We start from the raw sequence: 18,978 nt of genomic DNA, 5'->3' as shown, positions 1-18,978 counted from the left end.
ATTATTTTAAGTAAGAAAAAGATAGGAGAGGTCCTAGAATTATTAGATAAAATGTATCCTGATGTTGATCGTTCAATGCTGGATTTTACAACTCCGTTTGAGTTATTAGTGGCAACAATACTTTCTGCCCAAGCTACAGACGTCAGTGTAAATAAGGTGACTAAGGAAATGTTTAAAGTTGCCAATACTCCAGAAGACTTTGCTAATATGGATATAAAAGAGCTTGAAAATCACATTAGGACTATTGGAATATATAGAAATAAGGCGAAAAATATTAAGGCAGCAAGCAAGATTTTGATGGAGGATTACAATTCAGTTGTTCCTGCTGATAAAAAGGAATTGCAGAAACTTCCAGGAGTGGGGCGAAAAACAGCTAATGTAGTGTGTGCTAACGCTTTTGGGATCCCATCAATAGCTGTAGATACCCATGTTTTTAGGGTTTCAAATAGGATTGGACTGGCTGATGCTAATAATGTTGATAAGACTCAAGATCAGTTAGAAAAAAATATCGATGAATCTAGGTGGTCAAAAACTCATCATCAAATTATAAGCCATGGCAGGGCTCTTTGTAAGGCAAGAAATCCTCTATGTGAAGAGTGTGAGATAAATAAATTGTGCCAATACTACAGGAGGATTCATGATTAAACTATTTGCTTTTGATATAGACGGAACTTTGCTAGATAATACTTCAAAAGTTACAGACGAAAGCAAGAAAGCTCTAGCAAAGCTTGATGATGCTGGAATAAAGGTTGTTCTTGCTAGTGGAAGAGTTTTTCCATCAATAAAATATAACCAAAAATTGTTAGAAATTTCAGGACCTATTGTGGCAACAAATGGTAGTTTAATAAGTCTTGATGGTAGGGAAGTATATAAATCTTATTATATAGAAGAAAGACTACTAAAAAAATTATATGAATTTTGCCTAGATTATAAAATGGATTTTCATTTTTATGATGAAGAAAATTATTATACAAATAGATTAAATTTGGACAGGATAAAGCATCTAAAAATAGATAATGATTTTGGCATGAATTACCAAGTGGATTTAATAATCAAAAATGATCCAGTTTCATATCTTATCAATCAAGGGAAAAAGGCTATTAAATTTCAAATATCTGGCATAGATGAAAAAGACATGGCTAAAGAAAAAATAATAGATTTATTAGAAAAGGAGTTTGGAGAAGATTTATATATAACGGCTTCTGGAGATTCATTACTAGAGATTGGTAATAAAAATGCAACAAAGTGGACATCGATTGAAGAGATTTGTGATAAACTGGGTATATATACAAGTGAAGTTGCAGCCATAGGCGATGCTTATAATGATATTCCAATGGTCAAAGGAGCAGGGCTTGGTTTTGCTATGGGAAATGCAAAGGACAAGCTAAAAGAAGTGGCAGACGTAATTGTAGCAGACAATGAATCTGGTGGAGCTTTGGAGGCTGTAAATTATGTTTTAGAGGCAAATAAAAATGTTTAACATTGTTTTACTAATGCCAGAACATCCTGGAAATGTCGGCAATATTGCAAGAACTTGTGTTTTAACAGAATCAAGACTTCATTTGGTTAGACCTTTTAAATTTAATTTATCAGATAAATATTTAAAAAAGGCAGGAATAGACTATTGGGAATATGTAGATTTAGTTATCCACGATAGTCTTGATGAATTTTTGGAATATTTAAAAGATAAAAATTTCTATTTAGTTGAGACACCAAGTGAAAATAGATATGTTGATGTTAATTTTAAAGATGGTGATTATTTGATTTTTGGGCGTGAAAAGGAAGGTATAGATGAAAAACTCCTTGAAGCATATAAGGAAAAAATCATAACTATACCAATGACACCAAAGATAAATAGGTCTTTAAACTTAGCAAATTCGGTTTCTATTGTTTTGTACGAAGCCCTAAGACAATTAGATTTTAAATTTTAATAAGGAGATATATGTACGATATAATTATTATTGGCGGTGGTCCTGCTGGTTTATCTGCAGGCTTATACGCCGGAAGAAGTAAGTTAAAAACTTTGATCACAGAAAAAGATGTGGCTGGAGGCCAAATTTCCGGTACAGCCTTTGTAGAAAACTACCCAGGGTCAATAGAAAATCCTACAGGTATGGGACTCTCTGAAAGAATGGAAGAACAAGCAAAAAAATATGCAGAAGTAGTTTTTGAAAATGTAAAAGAAGTTAATCTCGATGGTGAAATAAAAACTGTAAAGACTGATTCTAATGAATATCAAGCTAAGGTTATTATAATTTCTACTGGTGCTAGACATAGGAATCTTGATGTGCCAGGAGAAAAAGAATTTGCAAATAGAGGAGTTTCATACTGTGCAACATGTGACGGACCTTTCTATCAAGGCCTTGACATATATGTTGTAGGTGGGGGTGATTCTGCCTTAGAAGAAGCAAATTACCTTACTCGTTATGGAAAATCTGTAACAATCATCCACAGAAGGGATGAATTTAGAGCAAGCGGCGTTGTCGTAGATAATGTAAAAAACAATCCAAAAATAAAGTTTGAATACGATAGCGTAGTTAAAGAAATCAGAGGTGATAAAGAAGTAGATGAATTAGTCTTAGAAAATGTAAAGACTAAGGAAGAAAAAATCATTAAAAATGAAGATGGTTCACCAATAGGAGTATTTATTTTCGTTGGTAATATCGCCCAAACAGAAATTTTTGAAGGTAAGATTAAAATGGAAAATGGGTATATAATTACTGATGAGGATATGAAAACCGACATCGAAGGAGTCTTTGCAGTAGGAGATACTAGGAAAAAAACTGTAAGACAAGCCGTTACTGCAGCAAGTGACGGCTGCATTGCAGCTGTGGTTGCTAACAGGTATCTGGAGAGCAAATCCTGGTAGACATATTGACAAAGTAATAACAAAATGTATATTAATAGATGTAGAAAGAATTTTTAGGAGGCAATAATGACAACAAGAGTAGCAATTAACGGATTTGGTAGAATTGGACGTCTTACCTTAAGAAGAATCGCAGCAGTAGAAGATAATATTGAAGTAGTAGCAATTAACGACCTTATTGACAAAGAAGGTTTACTATATGCTTTCAAATATGATACTGCTCAAGGTAGATTTGACGGTGAAGCTGAATTAACAGAAGACGGATTTAAAATCAATGGTAAAGACATCAAAGTTTTTGCTGAAAGAAATCCAGAAGATCTTCCATGGAAAGATTTAAACGTAGATATCGTTCTTGAATGTACAGGATTCTTTACAGAAAAAGAAAAAGCTGAAGCTCACATCAAAGCTGGAGCAAGAAAAGTTCTTATTTCTGCACCAGGTAAAGGCGATATGAAAACAATCGTATTTGGTGTAAACCACGAAATACTTGATGGCTCAGAAACAGTTGTTTCAGGCGCAAGCTGCACAACAAACTGTCTATCACCAATGGTTAACGTACTATTAAAAGAATTTGGATTTGTTTCAGGACAAATGTCAACAATCCACGCATATACAGCAACTCAAGCTATCCAAGATACACCAGCTAGTAAAAAAGACCTTAGAGGCGGAAGAGCAGCAGCTCAAAACACAATCCCAGCTTCAACAGGTGCAGCAAAAGCAGTTGGTAAAGTACTTCCAGAAGTAGAAGGCAAAATAGATGGATCAGCTCTAAGAGTTCCAACAATTACTGGCTCTATTACTGAACTTTATTCTGTACTTGAAAAGAAAGTTACAGTTGAAGAAGTAAATGCAGCTATGAAAAAATATTCTAACGATGCTTTCGCATACGAAACAGATGATATAGTTTCAAGTGATATTATCGGTTACCCAGCAGGTTCTATATTTGATTCACAACTAACAAAAATAGTTGAAGGAGCAAACGGAACACAAGTTGTTAAGACTGTTGCTTGGTATGATAACGAAATGGGATACGTATCTAACTTAGTTAGAACACTTGATTATCTAGCAAATCTTTAAGAGTATTAAAAAGGCGAGATAATATCTCGCCTTTTTTACGAGGTGAATAATGAATAAAAAAACAGTAAAAGACTTAGATGTAAAGGGCAAAAAAGTTCTTGTAAGAGTGGACTTTAACGTACCTTTATCAAAAGAAGAAAAGGGAAAAATAGCAGACGATGCTAGGATTAAAGCAGCAATTCCTACAATTAACTACCTATCAGAAAATGGAGCTAAGGTCATCCTTATGAGCCACTTAGGTAGACCAAAGGGAGAGGCTAATCCAGAATTTTCTTTAAAACCAGTTGCTGATTATCTAGCAAATGAATATAAAGATAAGTTTACTTTTATTCCAAGCGATCTTGTTGTGGATGAAAAAGTAAAAGAAGAAGTAAATAAACTTGCTGACGGTCAAATTGCCTTACTTGAAAATACAAGATTTAGAAAAGAAGAAACTAAAAACGGTGAAGATTTTGCAAAAGAATTAGCATCTCTTGCTGATTTATATGTAAATGATGCCTTTGGTACAAGCCATAGAGCTCACGCCTCAAATGTTGGTGTAGCTAGCATCCTTCCTTCTGCAGTTGGTTTCTTAATTGAAAAAGAAATCGAAGTTATGGGAAAGGCCCTAGAAGCTCCTGACCATCCATTTGTATCAATCTTAGGTGGTGCTAAGGTATCTGATAAGATTGGCGTAATTGAAAACTTAATTACAAAAGTTGATACTATCCTAATTGGTGGTGGTATGGCTTATACATTCCTAAAGGCTATGGGCAAGGAAATAGGAAAATCACTTCTTGAAGAAGATAAGATGGACCTATCTCTAGAATTAATTGAAAAAGCTAAAGCTAATGGAGTTGAGATCCTTCTACCAGTTGATGTTGTTATTGCTGATAAAATAGAAGCTGGTGTTGCTACTGAAATAGTTGATATAGACAATATCCCAGTAGACAAGGAAGCACTAGATATCGGACCAAAAACAGCAAAACTTTTTGCAGATAAGATAAAAGAAGCTAAGACAGTTGTATGGAATGGACCAATGGGTGTATTTGAAATAAAAGAATTCTCAAATGGTACCAATGAAGTTGCAAAAGCTCTAGCTGAATCTGATGCTGTAACTATTGTAGGTGGCGGAGATAGCGCCCTTGCTATAGAAATGGCTGGCCTAAAAGATAAGATAACTCACGTATCTACAGGCGGTGGAGCAAGCTTAGAGTTCCTAGAAGGCAAAGAACTACCAGGAATAACTGCAATTGAAGACAAATAAGGAGTCAAAATGCGCAAACCAGTAATAGTTGGCAATTGGAAGATGAATAAGACACCTAGTGAAGCGAGACAACTTCTAGAAGAAGTCAAAGCTTTAGATCTTGATTCAAGTGTTGAAGCAGGATTTTGTGTACCAGCCATAGATTTACTTGTAGCTCAAGAAGTTCTTGAAGGTACAAATATTAATTATGGTGCAGAAAATATGTATTTTGAAGAAAGCGGAGCATTTACAGGTGAAATATCTCCACTAATGCTTAAAGATGTTAAGGCAAAATACGTAATTATCGGTCACTCTGAAAGAAGAGAATACTTCAAAGAATGTGATTGCCTTGTAAATAAAAAGGTAAAATCAGCTCTCGCACACGACTTAGTTCCAATTCTTTGTGTTGGTGAAACTCTTGAAGAAAGAGAAGAGAACAAACACGAAGCAAAGGTAAAAGAACAATTAACAAAGAATTTAAAAGATGTAAGCGAAGCAGATATTGAAAAAGTAATCATAGCTTATGAACCAATTTGGGCAATAGGTACAGGTAAGACCGCTTCAGCAGAAGATGCGGATGATATGTGTGGTTTTATCAGAAACTTTATCAAAGAAACTTACAGCGAAGCAGCTAGTGAAAAAATTAGAATCCAATATGGTGGTTCAATGAAACCATCAAACGTAAAAGAATTACTTGCTAAAGAAAATATTGACGGTGGTCTAATAGGTGGAGCAAGCCTTAAAGCAAGTGATTTTGAACAATTAGTTAATTTTAAAAAATAAAAAAATTATAAGGAGAAATAAATGAGCTTAATTACAAGTGTATACGCAAGACAAATTATCGATTCAAGAGGAAACCCAACTGTAGAAGTTGAAGTTGAAACAGAACTTGGCGGTTTTGGTAGGGCTGCAGTTCCATCAGGCGCATCTACAGGTGAATGGGAAGCTGTAGAACTTAGAGACGGCGACAAGGACTACTTCCAAGGAAAATCAGTTCTTAAAGCTGTTGAAAATGTAAATGAAATTATCGCTGAAGAACTTGAATATAACTTTGACGTTACTGATCAAATCGGTATTGACAATGCTATGATCGAACTTGACGGTACAGAAAACAAAGGCAAACTTGGAGCTAACGCTATTCTTGGTGTATCTCTTGCAGCAGCAAAAGCAGCAGCTGATGAACTTGGTATGCCACTTTATAACTACATTGGCGGAACAAACGCTAAACTTCTTCCAACACCAATGATGAACATCCTAAACGGTGGTGAACACGCAGATAACTCTGTAGATATCCAAGAATTCATGATCTTCCCACTAGGTGCTGAAAGCTTTTCACACGCTCTTCAAATTGGTACGGAAGTATTCCACAACCTAAAATCAGTTCTTTCAAGCAAAGGATATAACACAGCTGTAGGTGATGAAGGTGGATTTGCTCCAAACCTTAAATCAAACGAAGAAGCTCTAGAAATCATTTGTGAAGCTATCAAAGCTGCTGGCTATGAACCAGGAAAAGATGTTTATATAGCTATGGACTGTGCTTCATCTGAATTCTACAACAAAGAAGACGGTAAATACCACCTTGACGGAGAAGGTACAGTTAAGACAGAAGATGAAATGATTGACTGGTTAGAAGAATTAGTAAATAAATATCCAATTATCTCAATCGAAGACGGTCTTGATGAAAACGACTGGGAAGGTTGGGCAAAACTTACAGAAAGACTTGGAAAGAAAGTTCAACTTGTTGGTGATGATTTATTTGTTACAAACACAAAGAAACTTGAAAAAGGTATAGCTGAAGGCGTAGCAAACGCAATCCTTATCAAGGTTAACCAAATCGGTACTCTTACAGAAACATTAAATGCAATTGAAATGGCTAAAGAAGCTGGATATACTGCAATAGTTTCTCACAGATCTGGTGAAACTGAAGATACTACAATTGCTGACCTTGTAGTAGCTGTAAACGCAGGCCAAATTAAAACAGGTGCACCTTCAAGAACAGACAGAGTTGCTAAATACAACCAACTTCTAAGAATAGAAGATGAACTTTGGGATGATGCTAGATTTAAAGGCCTAGACGCTCTTTATAACCTAAAATAAGATGATTTTTAAGGACTTGCTTCTAAGGAAGCAAGTCTTTTTTAATAAATATTGAAATACAAGGCAATTTGTGGTATTATAAAACAGTATGAACGGAGGTGTCTATATGTCAAATTTGCTTGCAGTAATTATGATGATTGCATCAGCAATAGTTATAGTTGCAGTTACATTACAAGATCCTAAAACTGACGGACTAGGAGCTTTGTCTGGAACAAAGACAAATGTTTTTGGTAAAAGTGCACATAAATCAAAAAATGAAATGCTAGACAAGGTTGTTATTTTTGGAGGAGTACTTTTATTTTTAGGAAGTATAATATTTATAGCAATAAATTAGGAAGGGGTCAAGGGTTTTGACTCCTTTTTTTATTAGGAGTCGTAAGGAGTAGATATGAATATAAAAGAATTAATATTAAATTTAATATACGATGACGATTATATACCTATGACCTTGAAGGAATTAGAAATTTATTTAAAAGCTGATAGGTACACAAAATCAGCTGTTAAGGACATTGTAGACGAACTCGTAAATGAAAATAAAATTAGAATATCAAATAAAAAAAGAATCATGCCTTTAACAGATGATGAACTTAATCTTATTGGCAAGATATCTATGGCAGCTGGAGGATATGGATTTTTTATTTCTGATAATAAAGACTTTGACGATGTTTATATCTCAAGAGATAGGCTAAATGGGGCTCATAATAATGACAAGGTCAGGATTAAAATTCTCAGACAAAAAGAAACATCAAAGAATGCTGAGGGCGAAGTTTCTGAAATATTAGAAAGAGCTAATGAGGAATTAATTGGGACATATCAAGCGAGCAAAAAGTTTGGATTTGTAATAGTTGATGATAGGTCACATCCTGATGATATCTATATAGAGAAAAATAATTCACTAGGTGCTAAAAATGGAGATAAGGTAGTTGTCGAGATTATTTCACACCCAAAATCGGGGAATCCTGAAGGAAAAATAATTGAAATAATTGGCGGTAAGAATGATAAAAATATAGACGTTTTATCAATAATAAGGCAGGAAAAAATCCCTACTGAGTTTTCAAAACAAACAAAGAAAGAACTTTTGTTTATAGGTGACGAAGTAGGAGAAGACGAACTTATAGGCAGGACAGACCTCAGCGAACTTTTTACAGTAACAATTGACGGCAGGGATTCAAAAGATTTTGATGATGCCATCTCTATAGAAAAAAATGGAGACAATTATGACCTTTATGTCCATATAGCTGATGTTAGCCATTACGTAAAAAGACATACAGCTCTTGATGATGATGCCTATGAAAGGGGTAATTCTACTTATCTTTATAATATAGTTATCCCTATGCTTCCAGAAAAATTATCAAATGGTATTTGTTCTCTAAATCCAGGTGAAATCCGACTTGCTATTACTGCAAAAATGACTATTGATAAGAAGGGTAAGGTTGTAAATAATAATTTTTATGAATCTTTTATTAAATCTGATAAGAGACTTGTTTATGACGATGTAAATGACTTTTTAGAAGGTGATAATGATATCTACGATGATGAGATTCTAAAAGAAAAATTAAGGCTTTTTAATGAAATTTATAAAATTTTAAGAAAATCAAGAGATAATCGTGGATCAATTGACTTTAATTTTGAGGAAAGCCAAATCGATGTATCAGAAACTGGTAAAGTTTTAAATATTGAAGCTCTTGAAAGAGGCCCTGGTAATAAGATGATTGAAGAATTTATGCTTATAGCAAATGAAACTGTAGCAAGTTTATTTGCCTATATGGATTTTCCTTTTATTTACAGGATCCACGAAAAACCAAGCGAAGAAAAACTTGAGGGCTTTAAAAGAGCCTTAAATGCCATGGGTTATAATATAAAGGGAAATGACCTTCATCCAAAAGATTTCCAAAATATTTTAAAAGAAGTAGAGGGAAAGAAAGAAGAGAAAATAATCAATATGCTCATGCTTAGGACAATGAAAAAGGCCAAGTATGCAAATTATAATGATATACATTTCGGTCTTTCTACCAAGTTCTACACCCATTTTACAGCCCCTATAAGAAGGTATCCTGACCTAATAGTTCATAGGATACTAAAATATTTCATAGAAAATAAATTAAGTAAGGTAAATCAAACGAGTCTTGAATCAAATCTTGAACAAGCTGCTGATCATCTATCAATTACAGAAAGGCGAAGCGAGGAAGCCGAAAGAGCTGTAGAAGATTTAATGAAGTGTAAATATATGACACGTTTTATTGGAGATATCTTTGATGGTAGGATTTCATCTATAACTGAATTTGGTATGTTCATAGAGCTTGAAAATACAGTAGAAGGCTTATTTATGTATAAGTTTTCTGATCACAGGTATGACTTTTTCGAAGACAGTCTGAGAGCCTTTGATGTTGATTCTAAGAAATATTATTCAATCGGCCAAGAAGTTAGGATAAAAGTTATAAATGTCGACCTAGTTAAAAGAGAAATAGACTTTTATTTGGAGGATGAAGATGAAATTATTAGCCAATAATAAAAAAGCCTTTCATGATTATTTTATAGAAGAAAAATACGAGGCAGGACTTGAACTAAAAGGAAGCGAAGTAAAATCTATAAAAGCTGGCAAGGTTTCGATTAAAGAAGCTTTCATTTCTGACCGAAAGGGTGAAATGTTTGTTTATGGTATGCATGTGACTCCATATACAGAAGGATTCGATAAAATAGACCCAACAAGGACCAGAAAACTTTTGCTCCACAAAAAAGAAATAAATAAACTTATAGGCAAAAAAACAGTTGACGGTTATACCCTAGTACCACTTAAAGTTTATGAAAATAATGGTCTTGTAAAGATTGAAATTGCTCTTGCTAAGGGTAAAAAAATGTACGACAAGAGAGAATCAATCAAGAGAAAAGACGATAAGAGGCGTATGGAAAGAGCTCTTAAGAATTACTAAAAGTTATGAATTATTTTAGAATGAGCGAAAAAGATCTGGATATTATTACAAGTCTTTACGTAAGATATTATAATGAAAATGAAGATGGAATTTGGACATTTGAGAAAGCCAACAAAAGGATTAGGCAAGTATTGCTTACTCCTGACTCTTATTGCCTTATTCAAGAAGTTAATGGCCTCTATACAGGATTTTTGATGGGCTATATTAAAGAATATGATGATTTAAAATCTTATTTCCTAGAAGAAATCGTAGTTTTTAAAGATTATCAAAATAAAGGACTTGGGACCTTATTCATTAGTGAACTTCAAAAGCAATTATTGAATAGGGACGTAAGTATGATTGAATTAATGAGCGTAAATGATGCCAAGCACTTAAATTTTTATGAAAAATTTTCATTTGAGAAGACAAATAACTTATTAATCATGAGTAAGTTTATATAAAAAATTCCTCTATTTAGTAAATACTAAGTAGAGGATTTTTATTTTATTGCAAATTGTTTAAATACCTATAACAAACTTCGGCCAAAAGACTGCTTCCAAGATAAAGTGTATCTTCATATATATCAAACTTTGATGAATGATGAGGATAAGTTTGTCCATCAGAATGCGGTTTTAGATTATTTAATGAAATGTAAGTTCCTTTTGCTTTTTTTAGAAAAAAGGCAAAGTCGTCAGCACCCATTGTTGGATTTTTAAGATTTATCACTTCTTCACTTCCAAATAAGTCTGTTGCAGTTCGTTTTACAAAATCTGTAAAATCATCATCATTTATTAATGATGGGTAGTATCTTTTATAAGTGAATTCTACCTTAGCCCTATAGGCTTTGGCAATATTTACAGATACTTCTTTCATCCTATTTTCAAGAAAATCTCTAGTTTCATCATTAAAGCATCTAACGGTCCCTTCTTCAAAGACTTCATCAGGAATGACATTTTGGTTGACACCTCCATGAATTTGACAGACAGAAATTAAGGATGGGTTTAAAGGGTCAATCTCTCTAGAAATTATCTTATAAAAGGCATTGTTAATCTCACTTATAATTGAAATAGGATCTATAAATGATTCTGGTCTTGCGCCGTGGCCTCCTTTACCAATAATTTTTAAGGTGAAGGCATCCATACTTGCCATCATTTCTCCTTTTTTAATAGCGATGGTACCTTTAGGATATTCTCCAAATAATCCTCCTTCATGAATAGCGACAATCCTATCTACTTTTGGATTTTCCATGCACCCTTCTTTTATCATAGGTTCTGCGCCGCCAGGTATTTCCTCTCCTGGTTGGAAAAATACCTTGACTAAGCCTCCTAATTTATCCTCATTAGCCTTTAAAAGTTCACATGCACCTAATGCCATAGCAACATGGCCATCGTGGCCACAGGCGTGCATAAGGCCATTATGGAGGGATTTAAACTCCAAATCAGTTTCCTCTTTGATTTCTAGACCATCCATATCAGCTCTAATTGCTATACATTTTTCTTTGTAATTTCCTATATAGGCGATAATGGCATTACCACCAATGAGTTTATCATAAGAGATTCCCATTCTATCTAGTCTCTTACAAATATAAGCACTTGTCTTTGGAAGGTTTAACTCAAGCTCTGGAATTTGATGAAGTTTTCTTCTATCATATATAATTTTATCTTCAATTTCTTTTGCTAATTCTAAAAAATTCATATAAATCTCCTGGTTTTATTATAACATATTAGTATTTCTTTATTTAGAAAATTTGTCTTGTATAGTAGAAGAGAGGTGGAAATGAAAATTAATAAGATAGATAAAATTGAGATGGATTCTCTAATAATTTATTCCAAAGACAAGGGAATTTTATTTGAAGAAATAAATGAAGAAAAAATTAATATAAGGTCAATAGCTAAGTTTGTAACTAGCCTTGCTTGCGGTATTCTAATTGACAAATCAAATGGTGATTTTAATGAGGATACACTTATTTATGATATTTTAAAGGATAAGGTTAATATATCTAATAAGAAAAATATTCCAAAGCTAAAAAATATTCGTGTTAGAGATTGTTTGACTCACACAATGGGATATAGGGATATAATTTTAATGAGTAAGGAAATAGGGGATTTGGATAAAAATTCTCTTTTAGATTATGCCTTGTCATACCCATTATATTTTGAGCCAGGTGAGGAGTTTTTGTATTCTAATGCTGGTTACTATGTTTTATCGGCTACAATGCAAGAATATCTTGGTTTTGATCTATATGACTTCATAAATGAAAATCTTTTTAAAAAACTAGATATTTCAACTCCTAGCTGGGAAAGATACGGTAAGTATCTTGTAGGTGCTAGCAAATTATATTTAAACTCGCGAGACTTGTTAAATTTAGGAAAACTTATATTAAATGAGGGATTGTATGAAGGGGAGAGGATTGTTTCCTCAAGCTGGATAAGAAAAATGTCATCAAGATTATACAAAAACGACAAAGATTATATAGATAGGTCTGCTTTATCAGATGATTACTATGGATATAGCCTTTGGACTGGAAAAGACGATCTTGTTTATGCATCAGGTACTGGTGGCCAATATGTTATATTTTTAGAAAAAGAGGGTATTATCATAGTGACTACAAACGGAGGGGACTCTAATAAGGCGCCTCTTATAAAGGGTCAAATTACTACTATTATTCAAGATTTTAGAAAGGAATACAATGGACTATAATTATTTAAAAAAGCACACAGAAACTTATGAAAACTACAAAGACCTTATAGAAAAAGTTAACGAGTTATTAGACAAGCTTGAAAATGACAGGAAAGATTTTAATAAGCTCGTTGAATATTACTACAGCGATCAATTTAAAAAAGATTACGATGACTCAAATCAAGGAAAGATTGATTCTTCAATTAATCAAGGAATTTTATCTGAAGATGCAATATATGATCTTATGGGAGATGATTATTATCTTGCCCTAAGATTTTTAGACCTTGCTAATAAAATGATTCAACAGAAATAAAAGAATGCACTCAAGCTTAAGGCGAGAGTGCATTTTTCTTATCTTCTTCTTTTGCTAAATGAAGTTACAACAGCGCTTGCTACAAGGATTGCAACAATAGCTTCTGGTATAGCATTTGTGACAAAGGCAGAAAAAATAGTTTTTGCTGCAAGATCTGGACTAATACCAATAGCTTCAGCATATTTTTGCGCATATAGGATATAAATTAGACCTAGTACTAGACCTGAGTTAGTTAGAGTTCCCATAAAGGAGCTGACAGCTATAGCAAAATTTGCCTTTTTATTTTTGACAGATAAGTAAAGCATAGTACAAGCAATTAGTAAAAATATAACTGAAAATATTTTATTTATTAATGCTACTTCTGTCATAAAGGACTTTATAGTTACATAGCTAAGGATAATTACAATTACAGACCAAAAAATATTCATAAATAAACGAAGTTTATTATTATCCTTATCCTTAAGAGCCTTGTAGATTAGTCCAGTGACCACACCGATCAATATTCTAGGTAATATAGAAATAAGCGGGTTATAAAAGACGAAAGATATTGGCCCTGGTCTAGTCATTGCATTAAATAGAGAGAAAAAACCAAATATCATGCCAACTAGGCCGCCTACAACAGGTCCTTGAAGGATGCCCGCAATTATTACAGGAATATGTAAGCTAGTTATAGATAGCATGCCTAGAGGGATAAATCCTAGGGGAGTTAGGCCAAGCATTATAACAATTGAGCCCAGAATACCAACAGTGGTGAGATTTTTTGTTTCTAATTTCATTAATTCCTCCTAAATCTCAAACTTTCTTATATTATACGACGAAAAATGAAAAGTAAAGGTCTAATTGATAAAAAATTAATAATTTATTTTAATTTATAAAATTAGAAATTTTCAAAATGAATTCTAAGAAAATAAATACAAAAAAAGAAGGCGATTGCCTTCTAATTTTAATATTTGGTGCACCATCAGGGATTCGAACCCTGGACGCCCTGATTAAGAGTCAGGTGCTCTACCAGCTGAGCTAATGGTGCATACTTTCAGTTGACTACCTTTATAGTATAACACCAGATATAGCTTCTGTCAAGTTTTTATTTTGAAAATTTCCAAATTTTTAGAATTTGGTCTGAGATATCGTTATAGTCCCATTCTATGATAGAATTTTTTACGCTATTTGGATCATTTATAATAAATTTGCCGTCCTTATAGGAATCGATCACTAATATATGACCATAGAGAGTAAAGTATCCTCTACCAACAGATATTAATAAGGGACCTTCTTCTAGTGCCTTAATCATTTTATCCTTATCTAGGTTAACGTCTTCAACTTTAATTTTGTATTCTTTTGAAATGTGATCGATAAATGCCCAATCCATCCCACCGTCATTCATAAATTTGGAAGCTTTCTTAGCCATCTCATTTGGGTAGATTAAATTACCAGTCATTCTAGACATAATCATGGCCATTGATGTTGGTCCACAACCAGAAATACCTATGTTGGTAGGGTAGAGTGTATCATAAGCCCACCTATTATCCCATTGGATAAAATATGGGGTTTTTCTTTTTAGCTTTACAGATTCACCCTTATAAAAATTGAAGTCGGTAAAATTATGGTTCTTATTGTATACGAATTCTATAGTATCTGGATCATTACCAGTTAAATATGCGTCAACATTGTCCAGATTATAAAAATTATCATAGACCCACTCGGCTTTTTTGTCTTTCTTTGCTGCCTCTTCAACATTTTTTATCAAATCTTCTTTAACTTCAGATTTTTTCTTTGGTTTAACTTCGTATTCAAAGTCTAGGAAATCTTTTCTTTTAAAGGTGTCGCTGGCTAAAGATTTTAAATCTTCAATTATTTTTACACTTTCTTCATCTATGAAGCCTTTGATATCTATATCAGGTCCTTTAGAACAAGATGTTAGGCTAAATAGAGATAGAAGTACTATTAATAGCTTTTTCATAGTTACATTTTACTAGAAATAATTTTTGCTTCAATTAAATAAAACTTTAAAATTTTTATTTTTCGCATATAATATACGGGTAATGTTTCTTGGCACCCATTACTAAAAAAAATCAAGGAGAAAAAAATGAAAGAAAAGTTTATTAGTTTAGACGATACTAATTTTTTAGTTAAGTCTGCAGGTGTAGCAGCTTTATATGCTGTATTGACACTTTTATTGCCAGTTGCGTCCTATGGTCCAATTCAATTTAGGTTTAGTGAAATTTTGGTACTATTAGTATTTTATAACAAGAGATTTATACCAGGACTTGTTTTAGGATGTGCTATAGCAAATTTATTTAGTCCAATGATGTTATTTGACGTTGTATTTGGGACACTTTCATCATATATAGCTTTTATATTAATACAAAGAGCTAAAAATCTATACATTGCATCAATATTTCCAGTTTTATTAGTTTCAGTACCTGCTATTGGAACTTGGCTAATCTTAGCTAGTGATGAAGTATTTTTCGTACTTTTGATGCAATTTATGTTAAGTGAATTTGTTATGGTTTCAATTATCGGTGTATTGCTATTTAAGATACTTGAAAAAAATGATGGATTCATGTCATATATTTATAATTTTTAAGAAAAAACTCCTCCGGTCACATGGACCAGAGGAGTTTTCTATATCCTAAATCTTATTAAGTTTATCGATAATTTTTTCTATCTCATCTATTTTATCTTTTATATCTTCTTCATTTTTTTGCTTAAGACTATCGTAAACGCAATGTTCAAGGTGGCCTCTTAAAACATCCTTATTTATATTTTTTAGAATTGAAATGGAGGCCATAACTTGATTAGATATATCAATACAATACCTATCGTCTTCAATCATTTTTATCAAACCATCAATTTGTCCACTGACAGTTTTTAATTTTCTGATAGTTTTAACTTTATCAGCTTTCATTTACTACTTTTGAAGGCCTTTATATTCGTAACCAGCTTCGTTAATAGCATCACTTATTACTTTTTCATCTATATCACCTTGGTAAGATATTTCGGCATTTTTCTTTTCAAGGTTCACAATAGCTTCGCTTACACCATCAATATCTTCTAGAGCATTTTTAACATGCTTAGCACAGTTATTGCAGCTCATTCCATCAACATTTACTATCATTTTTTTTACTTCGTTCATTTCATTCTCCTTTAGAATTTCGTTTTTATTATTTGTTTCATTTGAATATGATTCTGCCTTTGACTTAAATCCTCTAAGTCTAAGTGAGTTTAGACATACAAATACCGAAGAGAAACTCATTGCTAGCGCAGCAAACATTGGATTTAAAGTTAGACCAAATTTTGGATACAAGAGACCTGCAGCGAGAGGGATTAGGATAATATTATAAAAGAAAGCCCAGAATAAGTTTTCTTTTATAGTTTTTATTGTTGCCCTTGATAAGTCAATTGATTTTACAAGGTCTAACAAACTATTCTTAACCAAAACTACATCGGCAGAATCAATTGCAACATCTGATCCTTTACCAATCGCTATACCAATATCAGCTCTTGCAAGGGCTGGGGCATCATTTATACCGTCACCAACCATTGCAACTTTTTTATCTTCTGCTTGGAGTGTCTTTACAACCTTATCCTTATCTTGTGGAAGTACTTCAGCAAATTTTTTATCGATGTTTAGGTTTTTTCTAATGGATTCTGCAGTAATTTCATTATCTCCAGTAACCATGGTAATTTCGAATCCTTCTTTTTTTAGAGTATCTATAGCAATTTTAGAAGAATCTTTAGCCATATCTTTTGCTGCGATTAAGCCTATAACTTCTATATCATTTGCAAAATACATTGAAGTCTTGCCATCTTTGGAAAGTTTGTTGTTTAGTTCTTTATAATTATCTAAATTTATATTATTCTCTTCCATAAGCCTGAGGTTACCAGCATAGTAAAGATTATTATCAATTTTCCCCTTAATACCTCTTCCGACAATAGATTCAAAATCTTCTACTGGAATAATATGTGTATTTTTTTCTGATGCGTAAGTATTAATAGCGTCAGATAGGGGATGTTCTGATAAATGCTCTAAAGATGCAGCAATTTCTAGGAAAGATTTTTCATCAATTTTCGTAATTATGTCAGTAACTACTGGCTTTCCCTCTGTGATTGTTCCTGTTTTATCAAGCAAGATAGAATCTACCTTGTGTAGGTTTTCTAAACTTTCTGCATTTTTAAACAATAATCCAAGTTCAGCTGACTTACCTGTAGCAACCATGATTGCCATTGGTGTTGCAAGCCCAAGAGCACATGGACATGATATAACAAGTACTGAAATCATAAGATTTAACGCAAATTCGAAATCCTTACTAATTATATACCAGCCAATGAAAGTTATTAATGAAATAACTATTACAGCAGGTACAAAAATTGCAGAAATTTTATCAGCAAGTTTTGCTATAGGTGCCTTGGTTTCATTCGCATCATTTACAAGGCTAATAATCTGGGAGAGAGTTGTATCTTCACCAACTCTAGTTGCCTTAAATTTAAAGGAACCTTGCTTGTTAATTGTTGCAGAAATTACTTCATCTCCAATAGTTTTATTGATGGGTATTGATTCACCTGTGATAGCTGCTTCGTCAACTAGGGAAGACCCTTCAATAATTTCTCCATCTACAGGGATTCTTTCACCAGGTCTTATAACAATAATATCCCCCTTTTCAATATCAGCAGAGTCAATCTCAACTTCTACATTGTTTCTAATTATCCTTGCCTTTTCTGGAGCAAGATCCATTAGGTTTTTCAATGAAGCCTTGGTTTCTCCCTTACTTCTTGCTTCAAAATATTTTCCTAGAGTAATCAATGTAAGAATCATTGCTGAAGATTCAAAATATAGGTTGTGCCTATAAGAATCAATAGTTTCAAAATCACCGAGACCCGCGGCATGGGCCATTCTCATAATTACAAAAATCCCATACACTAGGGCGGATGATGATCCCATGGCTATAAGAGCATCCATATTAGGATTTCTATTTTTAAGTGACTTAAAACCTGATATGAAAAACTTTCTATTAACAAATATTACGGGAATAGTTAATAAGAATTGAACAAAGGCATTATTTATAGCACCTTGACTTCCTAATAAAAAACTTGGAATAGGTAGACTTATCATCGGTCCCATTGCAACATACATTAGGATAATCATGAAGAAAAAGGATACCTTTAGCCTAAACTTTGTATTATCTTCTTCAAGTTCTTTTAAGTTTTCCTTTTCATTTTTAAATGATTGTCCTTTATTTTTAAGCCTAGCCTCATAGCCTGCTCTTGAAACTGCTTCAATGATATCGCTATCTGAAATTTTATTTGGATCGTATTCTACACTCATTGATTCATTTATAAGGTTTACATTCACTTCATTAACACCAAGTTTTTTCACAGCCCTATCTACAGCTGCCTGGCAAGAAGCACAAGTCATCCCATAAACGTCAAATTTTTGTTTCATTAAACCTCCTTTCACACCCCTAGGGGGTATATATAAACTATATTTACTGAATAGAGTTTGTCAAGTATAATGTATTAAAGGAGTAAATATGAAAAGATATCATATTATTTTTAAAGGTAGGGTCCAAGGAGTAGGCTTTAGGTTTCAAGTAAAAATGCTAGCGGATAGGCTGGGTGTTACGGGAACTGTTAGGAACATGTATGATGGTAGTGTAGAAGTTTGTATCCAGGGAAATGAAAATCAGCTTATGAATTTTTTAAAAGGACTTGAAAATATAAACTTTGCAATCATAGACAGCAAAAATATTGATGAAGTTTCTGTAATAGATGGAGAATATGACTTTCAAATAGTTTATTAATATTGAAATAT

21 protein-coding genes and 1 tRNA gene are annotated in these 18,978 nt (G+C 33.0%); 16 read left to right on the top strand and 6 right to left on the bottom strand.

What is annotated here, in order from left to right:
* From nth to K8P03_RS09275, 12 genes are all read left to right on the top strand, one after another.
* Positions 1-645 carry an endonuclease III gene (nth, locus tag K8P03_RS09330; RefSeq protein ID WP_223420705.1) on the top strand — a complete coding sequence of 215 codons (645 nt, stop codon included), beginning with the start codon at positions 1-3 and terminating at the stop codon, positions 643-645.
* Positions 638-1,480 (top strand): HAD family hydrolase, encoded by an 843-nt coding sequence (locus tag K8P03_RS09325; RefSeq protein WP_223420412.1) that lies wholly within the window; start codon positions 638-640, stop codon positions 1,478-1,480. Before nth ends, K8P03_RS09325 begins: the two co-directional genes overlap by 8 nt.
* Positions 1,473-1,931 carry a tRNA (cytidine(34)-2'-O)-methyltransferase gene (locus K8P03_RS09320; protein WP_223420411.1) on the top strand — a complete coding sequence of 153 codons (459 nt, stop codon included), beginning with the start codon at positions 1,473-1,475 and terminating at the stop codon, positions 1,929-1,931. The genes K8P03_RS09325 and K8P03_RS09320 overlap by 8 nt, the downstream gene beginning before the upstream one ends.
* An 11-nt stretch (positions 1,932-1,942) precedes the next feature.
* Positions 1,943-2,869, top strand: a complete 927-nt coding sequence (gene trxB / locus K8P03_RS09315; RefSeq protein ID WP_223420410.1) for a thioredoxin-disulfide reductase — start codon at positions 1,943-1,945, stop codon at positions 2,867-2,869.
* 66 nt (positions 2,870-2,935) lie between these two features.
* Positions 2,936-3,943 (top strand): type I glyceraldehyde-3-phosphate dehydrogenase, encoded by a 1,008-nt coding sequence (gene gap / locus K8P03_RS09310; RefSeq protein ID WP_223420409.1) that lies wholly within the window; start codon positions 2,936-2,938, stop codon positions 3,941-3,943.
* Positions 3,944-3,992: 49 nt separating this feature from the next.
* Entirely contained in the window at positions 3,993-5,189 is a 1,197-nt protein-coding gene (locus K8P03_RS09305; RefSeq protein ID WP_223420408.1) for a phosphoglycerate kinase, read from the top strand.
* A gap of 9 nt (positions 5,190-5,198) precedes the next feature.
* Positions 5,199-5,951 (top strand): triose-phosphate isomerase, encoded by a 753-nt coding sequence (tpiA, locus tag K8P03_RS09300; RefSeq protein ID WP_223420407.1) that lies wholly within the window; start codon positions 5,199-5,201, stop codon positions 5,949-5,951.
* A gap of 21 nt (positions 5,952-5,972) precedes the next feature.
* On the top strand, positions 5,973-7,265 hold the full coding sequence (eno, locus tag K8P03_RS09295) for a phosphopyruvate hydratase (RefSeq protein ID WP_223420406.1): 1,293 nt from the start codon (positions 5,973-5,975) through the stop codon (positions 7,263-7,265).
* A 106-nt stretch (positions 7,266-7,371) separates the two neighbouring features.
* A complete protein-coding gene (secG, locus tag K8P03_RS09290) occupies positions 7,372-7,599 on the top strand; it encodes a preprotein translocase subunit SecG (protein ID WP_223420405.1) in 228 nt (75 codons plus the stop codon).
* 54 nt (positions 7,600-7,653) lie between these two features.
* Positions 7,654-9,774 carry a ribonuclease R gene (gene rnr / locus K8P03_RS09285; protein ID WP_223420404.1) on the top strand — a complete coding sequence of 707 codons (2,121 nt, stop codon included), beginning with the start codon at positions 7,654-7,656 and terminating at the stop codon, positions 9,772-9,774.
* A complete protein-coding gene (gene smpB, locus K8P03_RS09280; protein ID WP_223420403.1) occupies positions 9,755-10,195 on the top strand; it encodes an SsrA-binding protein SmpB in 441 nt (146 codons plus the stop codon). The genes rnr and smpB overlap by 20 nt, the downstream gene beginning before the upstream one ends.
* A gap of 5 nt (positions 10,196-10,200) precedes the next feature.
* Positions 10,201-10,635, top strand: coding sequence for a GNAT family N-acetyltransferase (locus K8P03_RS09275; protein ID WP_223420402.1), 435 nt, complete (start codon positions 10,201-10,203; stop codon positions 10,633-10,635).
* A 43-nt stretch (positions 10,636-10,678) separates the two neighbouring features.
* Here K8P03_RS09275 and K8P03_RS09270 read toward each other — a convergent pair whose 3' ends face one another.
* Positions 10,679-11,869 carry a M20 metallopeptidase family protein gene (locus K8P03_RS09270; RefSeq protein WP_223420401.1) on the bottom strand — a complete coding sequence of 397 codons (1,191 nt, stop codon included), beginning with the start codon at positions 11,867-11,869 and terminating at the stop codon, positions 10,679-10,681.
* A gap of 81 nt (positions 11,870-11,950) precedes the next feature.
* Between K8P03_RS09270 and K8P03_RS09265 the strand changes: the two genes are divergently transcribed.
* On the top strand, positions 11,951-12,874 hold the full coding sequence (locus K8P03_RS09265; protein ID WP_223420400.1) for a serine hydrolase domain-containing protein: 924 nt from the start codon (positions 11,951-11,953) through the stop codon (positions 12,872-12,874).
* Complete coding sequence (locus tag K8P03_RS09260; protein ID WP_223420399.1) at positions 12,864-13,166, top strand: DUF4298 domain-containing protein; 303 nt, start codon at positions 12,864-12,866, stop codon at positions 13,164-13,166. The genes K8P03_RS09265 and K8P03_RS09260 overlap by 11 nt, the downstream gene beginning before the upstream one ends.
* A 38-nt stretch (positions 13,167-13,204) precedes the next feature.
* Here the strand turns inward: K8P03_RS09260 and K8P03_RS09255 are convergent, their stop codons facing one another.
* From K8P03_RS09255 to K8P03_RS09245, 3 genes are all read right to left on the bottom strand, one after another.
* Positions 13,205-13,942 (bottom strand): ECF transporter S component, encoded by a 738-nt coding sequence (locus tag K8P03_RS09255; RefSeq protein ID WP_223420398.1) that lies wholly within the window; start codon positions 13,940-13,942, stop codon positions 13,205-13,207.
* Between the two features lie 175 nt (positions 13,943-14,117).
* Positions 14,118-14,193 (bottom strand) — tRNA-Lys (locus K8P03_RS09250).
* 57 nt (positions 14,194-14,250) lie between these two features.
* Positions 14,251-15,126: a C39 family peptidase gene (locus K8P03_RS09245; protein ID WP_223420397.1), complete on the bottom strand. Its 876-nt coding sequence runs from the start codon at positions 15,124-15,126 to the stop codon at positions 14,251-14,253.
* A 126-nt stretch (positions 15,127-15,252) separates the two neighbouring features.
* Between K8P03_RS09245 and K8P03_RS09240 the strand changes: the two genes are divergently transcribed.
* The gene (locus tag K8P03_RS09240) at positions 15,253-15,753 is read left to right on the top strand and encodes a QueT transporter family protein (RefSeq protein WP_223420396.1); all 501 of its coding nucleotides are present in this window, start codon (positions 15,253-15,255) and stop codon (positions 15,751-15,753) included.
* Positions 15,754-15,798: 45 nt separating this feature from the next.
* Here the strand turns inward: K8P03_RS09240 and K8P03_RS09235 are convergent, their stop codons facing one another.
* Together K8P03_RS09235 and K8P03_RS09230 are read right to left on the bottom strand one after the other, a co-directional pair.
* The gene (locus K8P03_RS09235) at positions 15,799-16,074 is read right to left on the bottom strand and encodes a metal-sensing transcriptional repressor (RefSeq protein ID WP_223420395.1); all 276 of its coding nucleotides are present in this window, start codon (positions 16,072-16,074) and stop codon (positions 15,799-15,801) included.
* Positions 16,075-16,077: 3 nt separating this feature from the next.
* Positions 16,078-18,609, bottom strand: a complete 2,532-nt coding sequence (locus tag K8P03_RS09230; protein WP_223420394.1) for a heavy metal translocating P-type ATPase — start codon at positions 18,607-18,609, stop codon at positions 16,078-16,080.
* A gap of 88 nt (positions 18,610-18,697) precedes the next feature.
* Between K8P03_RS09230 and K8P03_RS09225 the strand changes: the two genes are divergently transcribed.
* Positions 18,698-18,967: an acylphosphatase gene (locus K8P03_RS09225; protein WP_223420393.1), complete on the top strand. Its 270-nt coding sequence runs from the start codon at positions 18,698-18,700 to the stop codon at positions 18,965-18,967.
* Positions 18,968-18,978: the final 11 nt, after the last annotated feature.

The organism is Anaerococcus murdochii, from assembly GCF_019957155.1.
In the GTDB taxonomy this organism is placed as follows: Bacteria; Bacillota; Clostridia; order Tissierellales; family Peptoniphilaceae; genus Anaerococcus; species Anaerococcus murdochii.
This window is presented reverse-complemented; position numbering and strand designations above follow the sequence as displayed.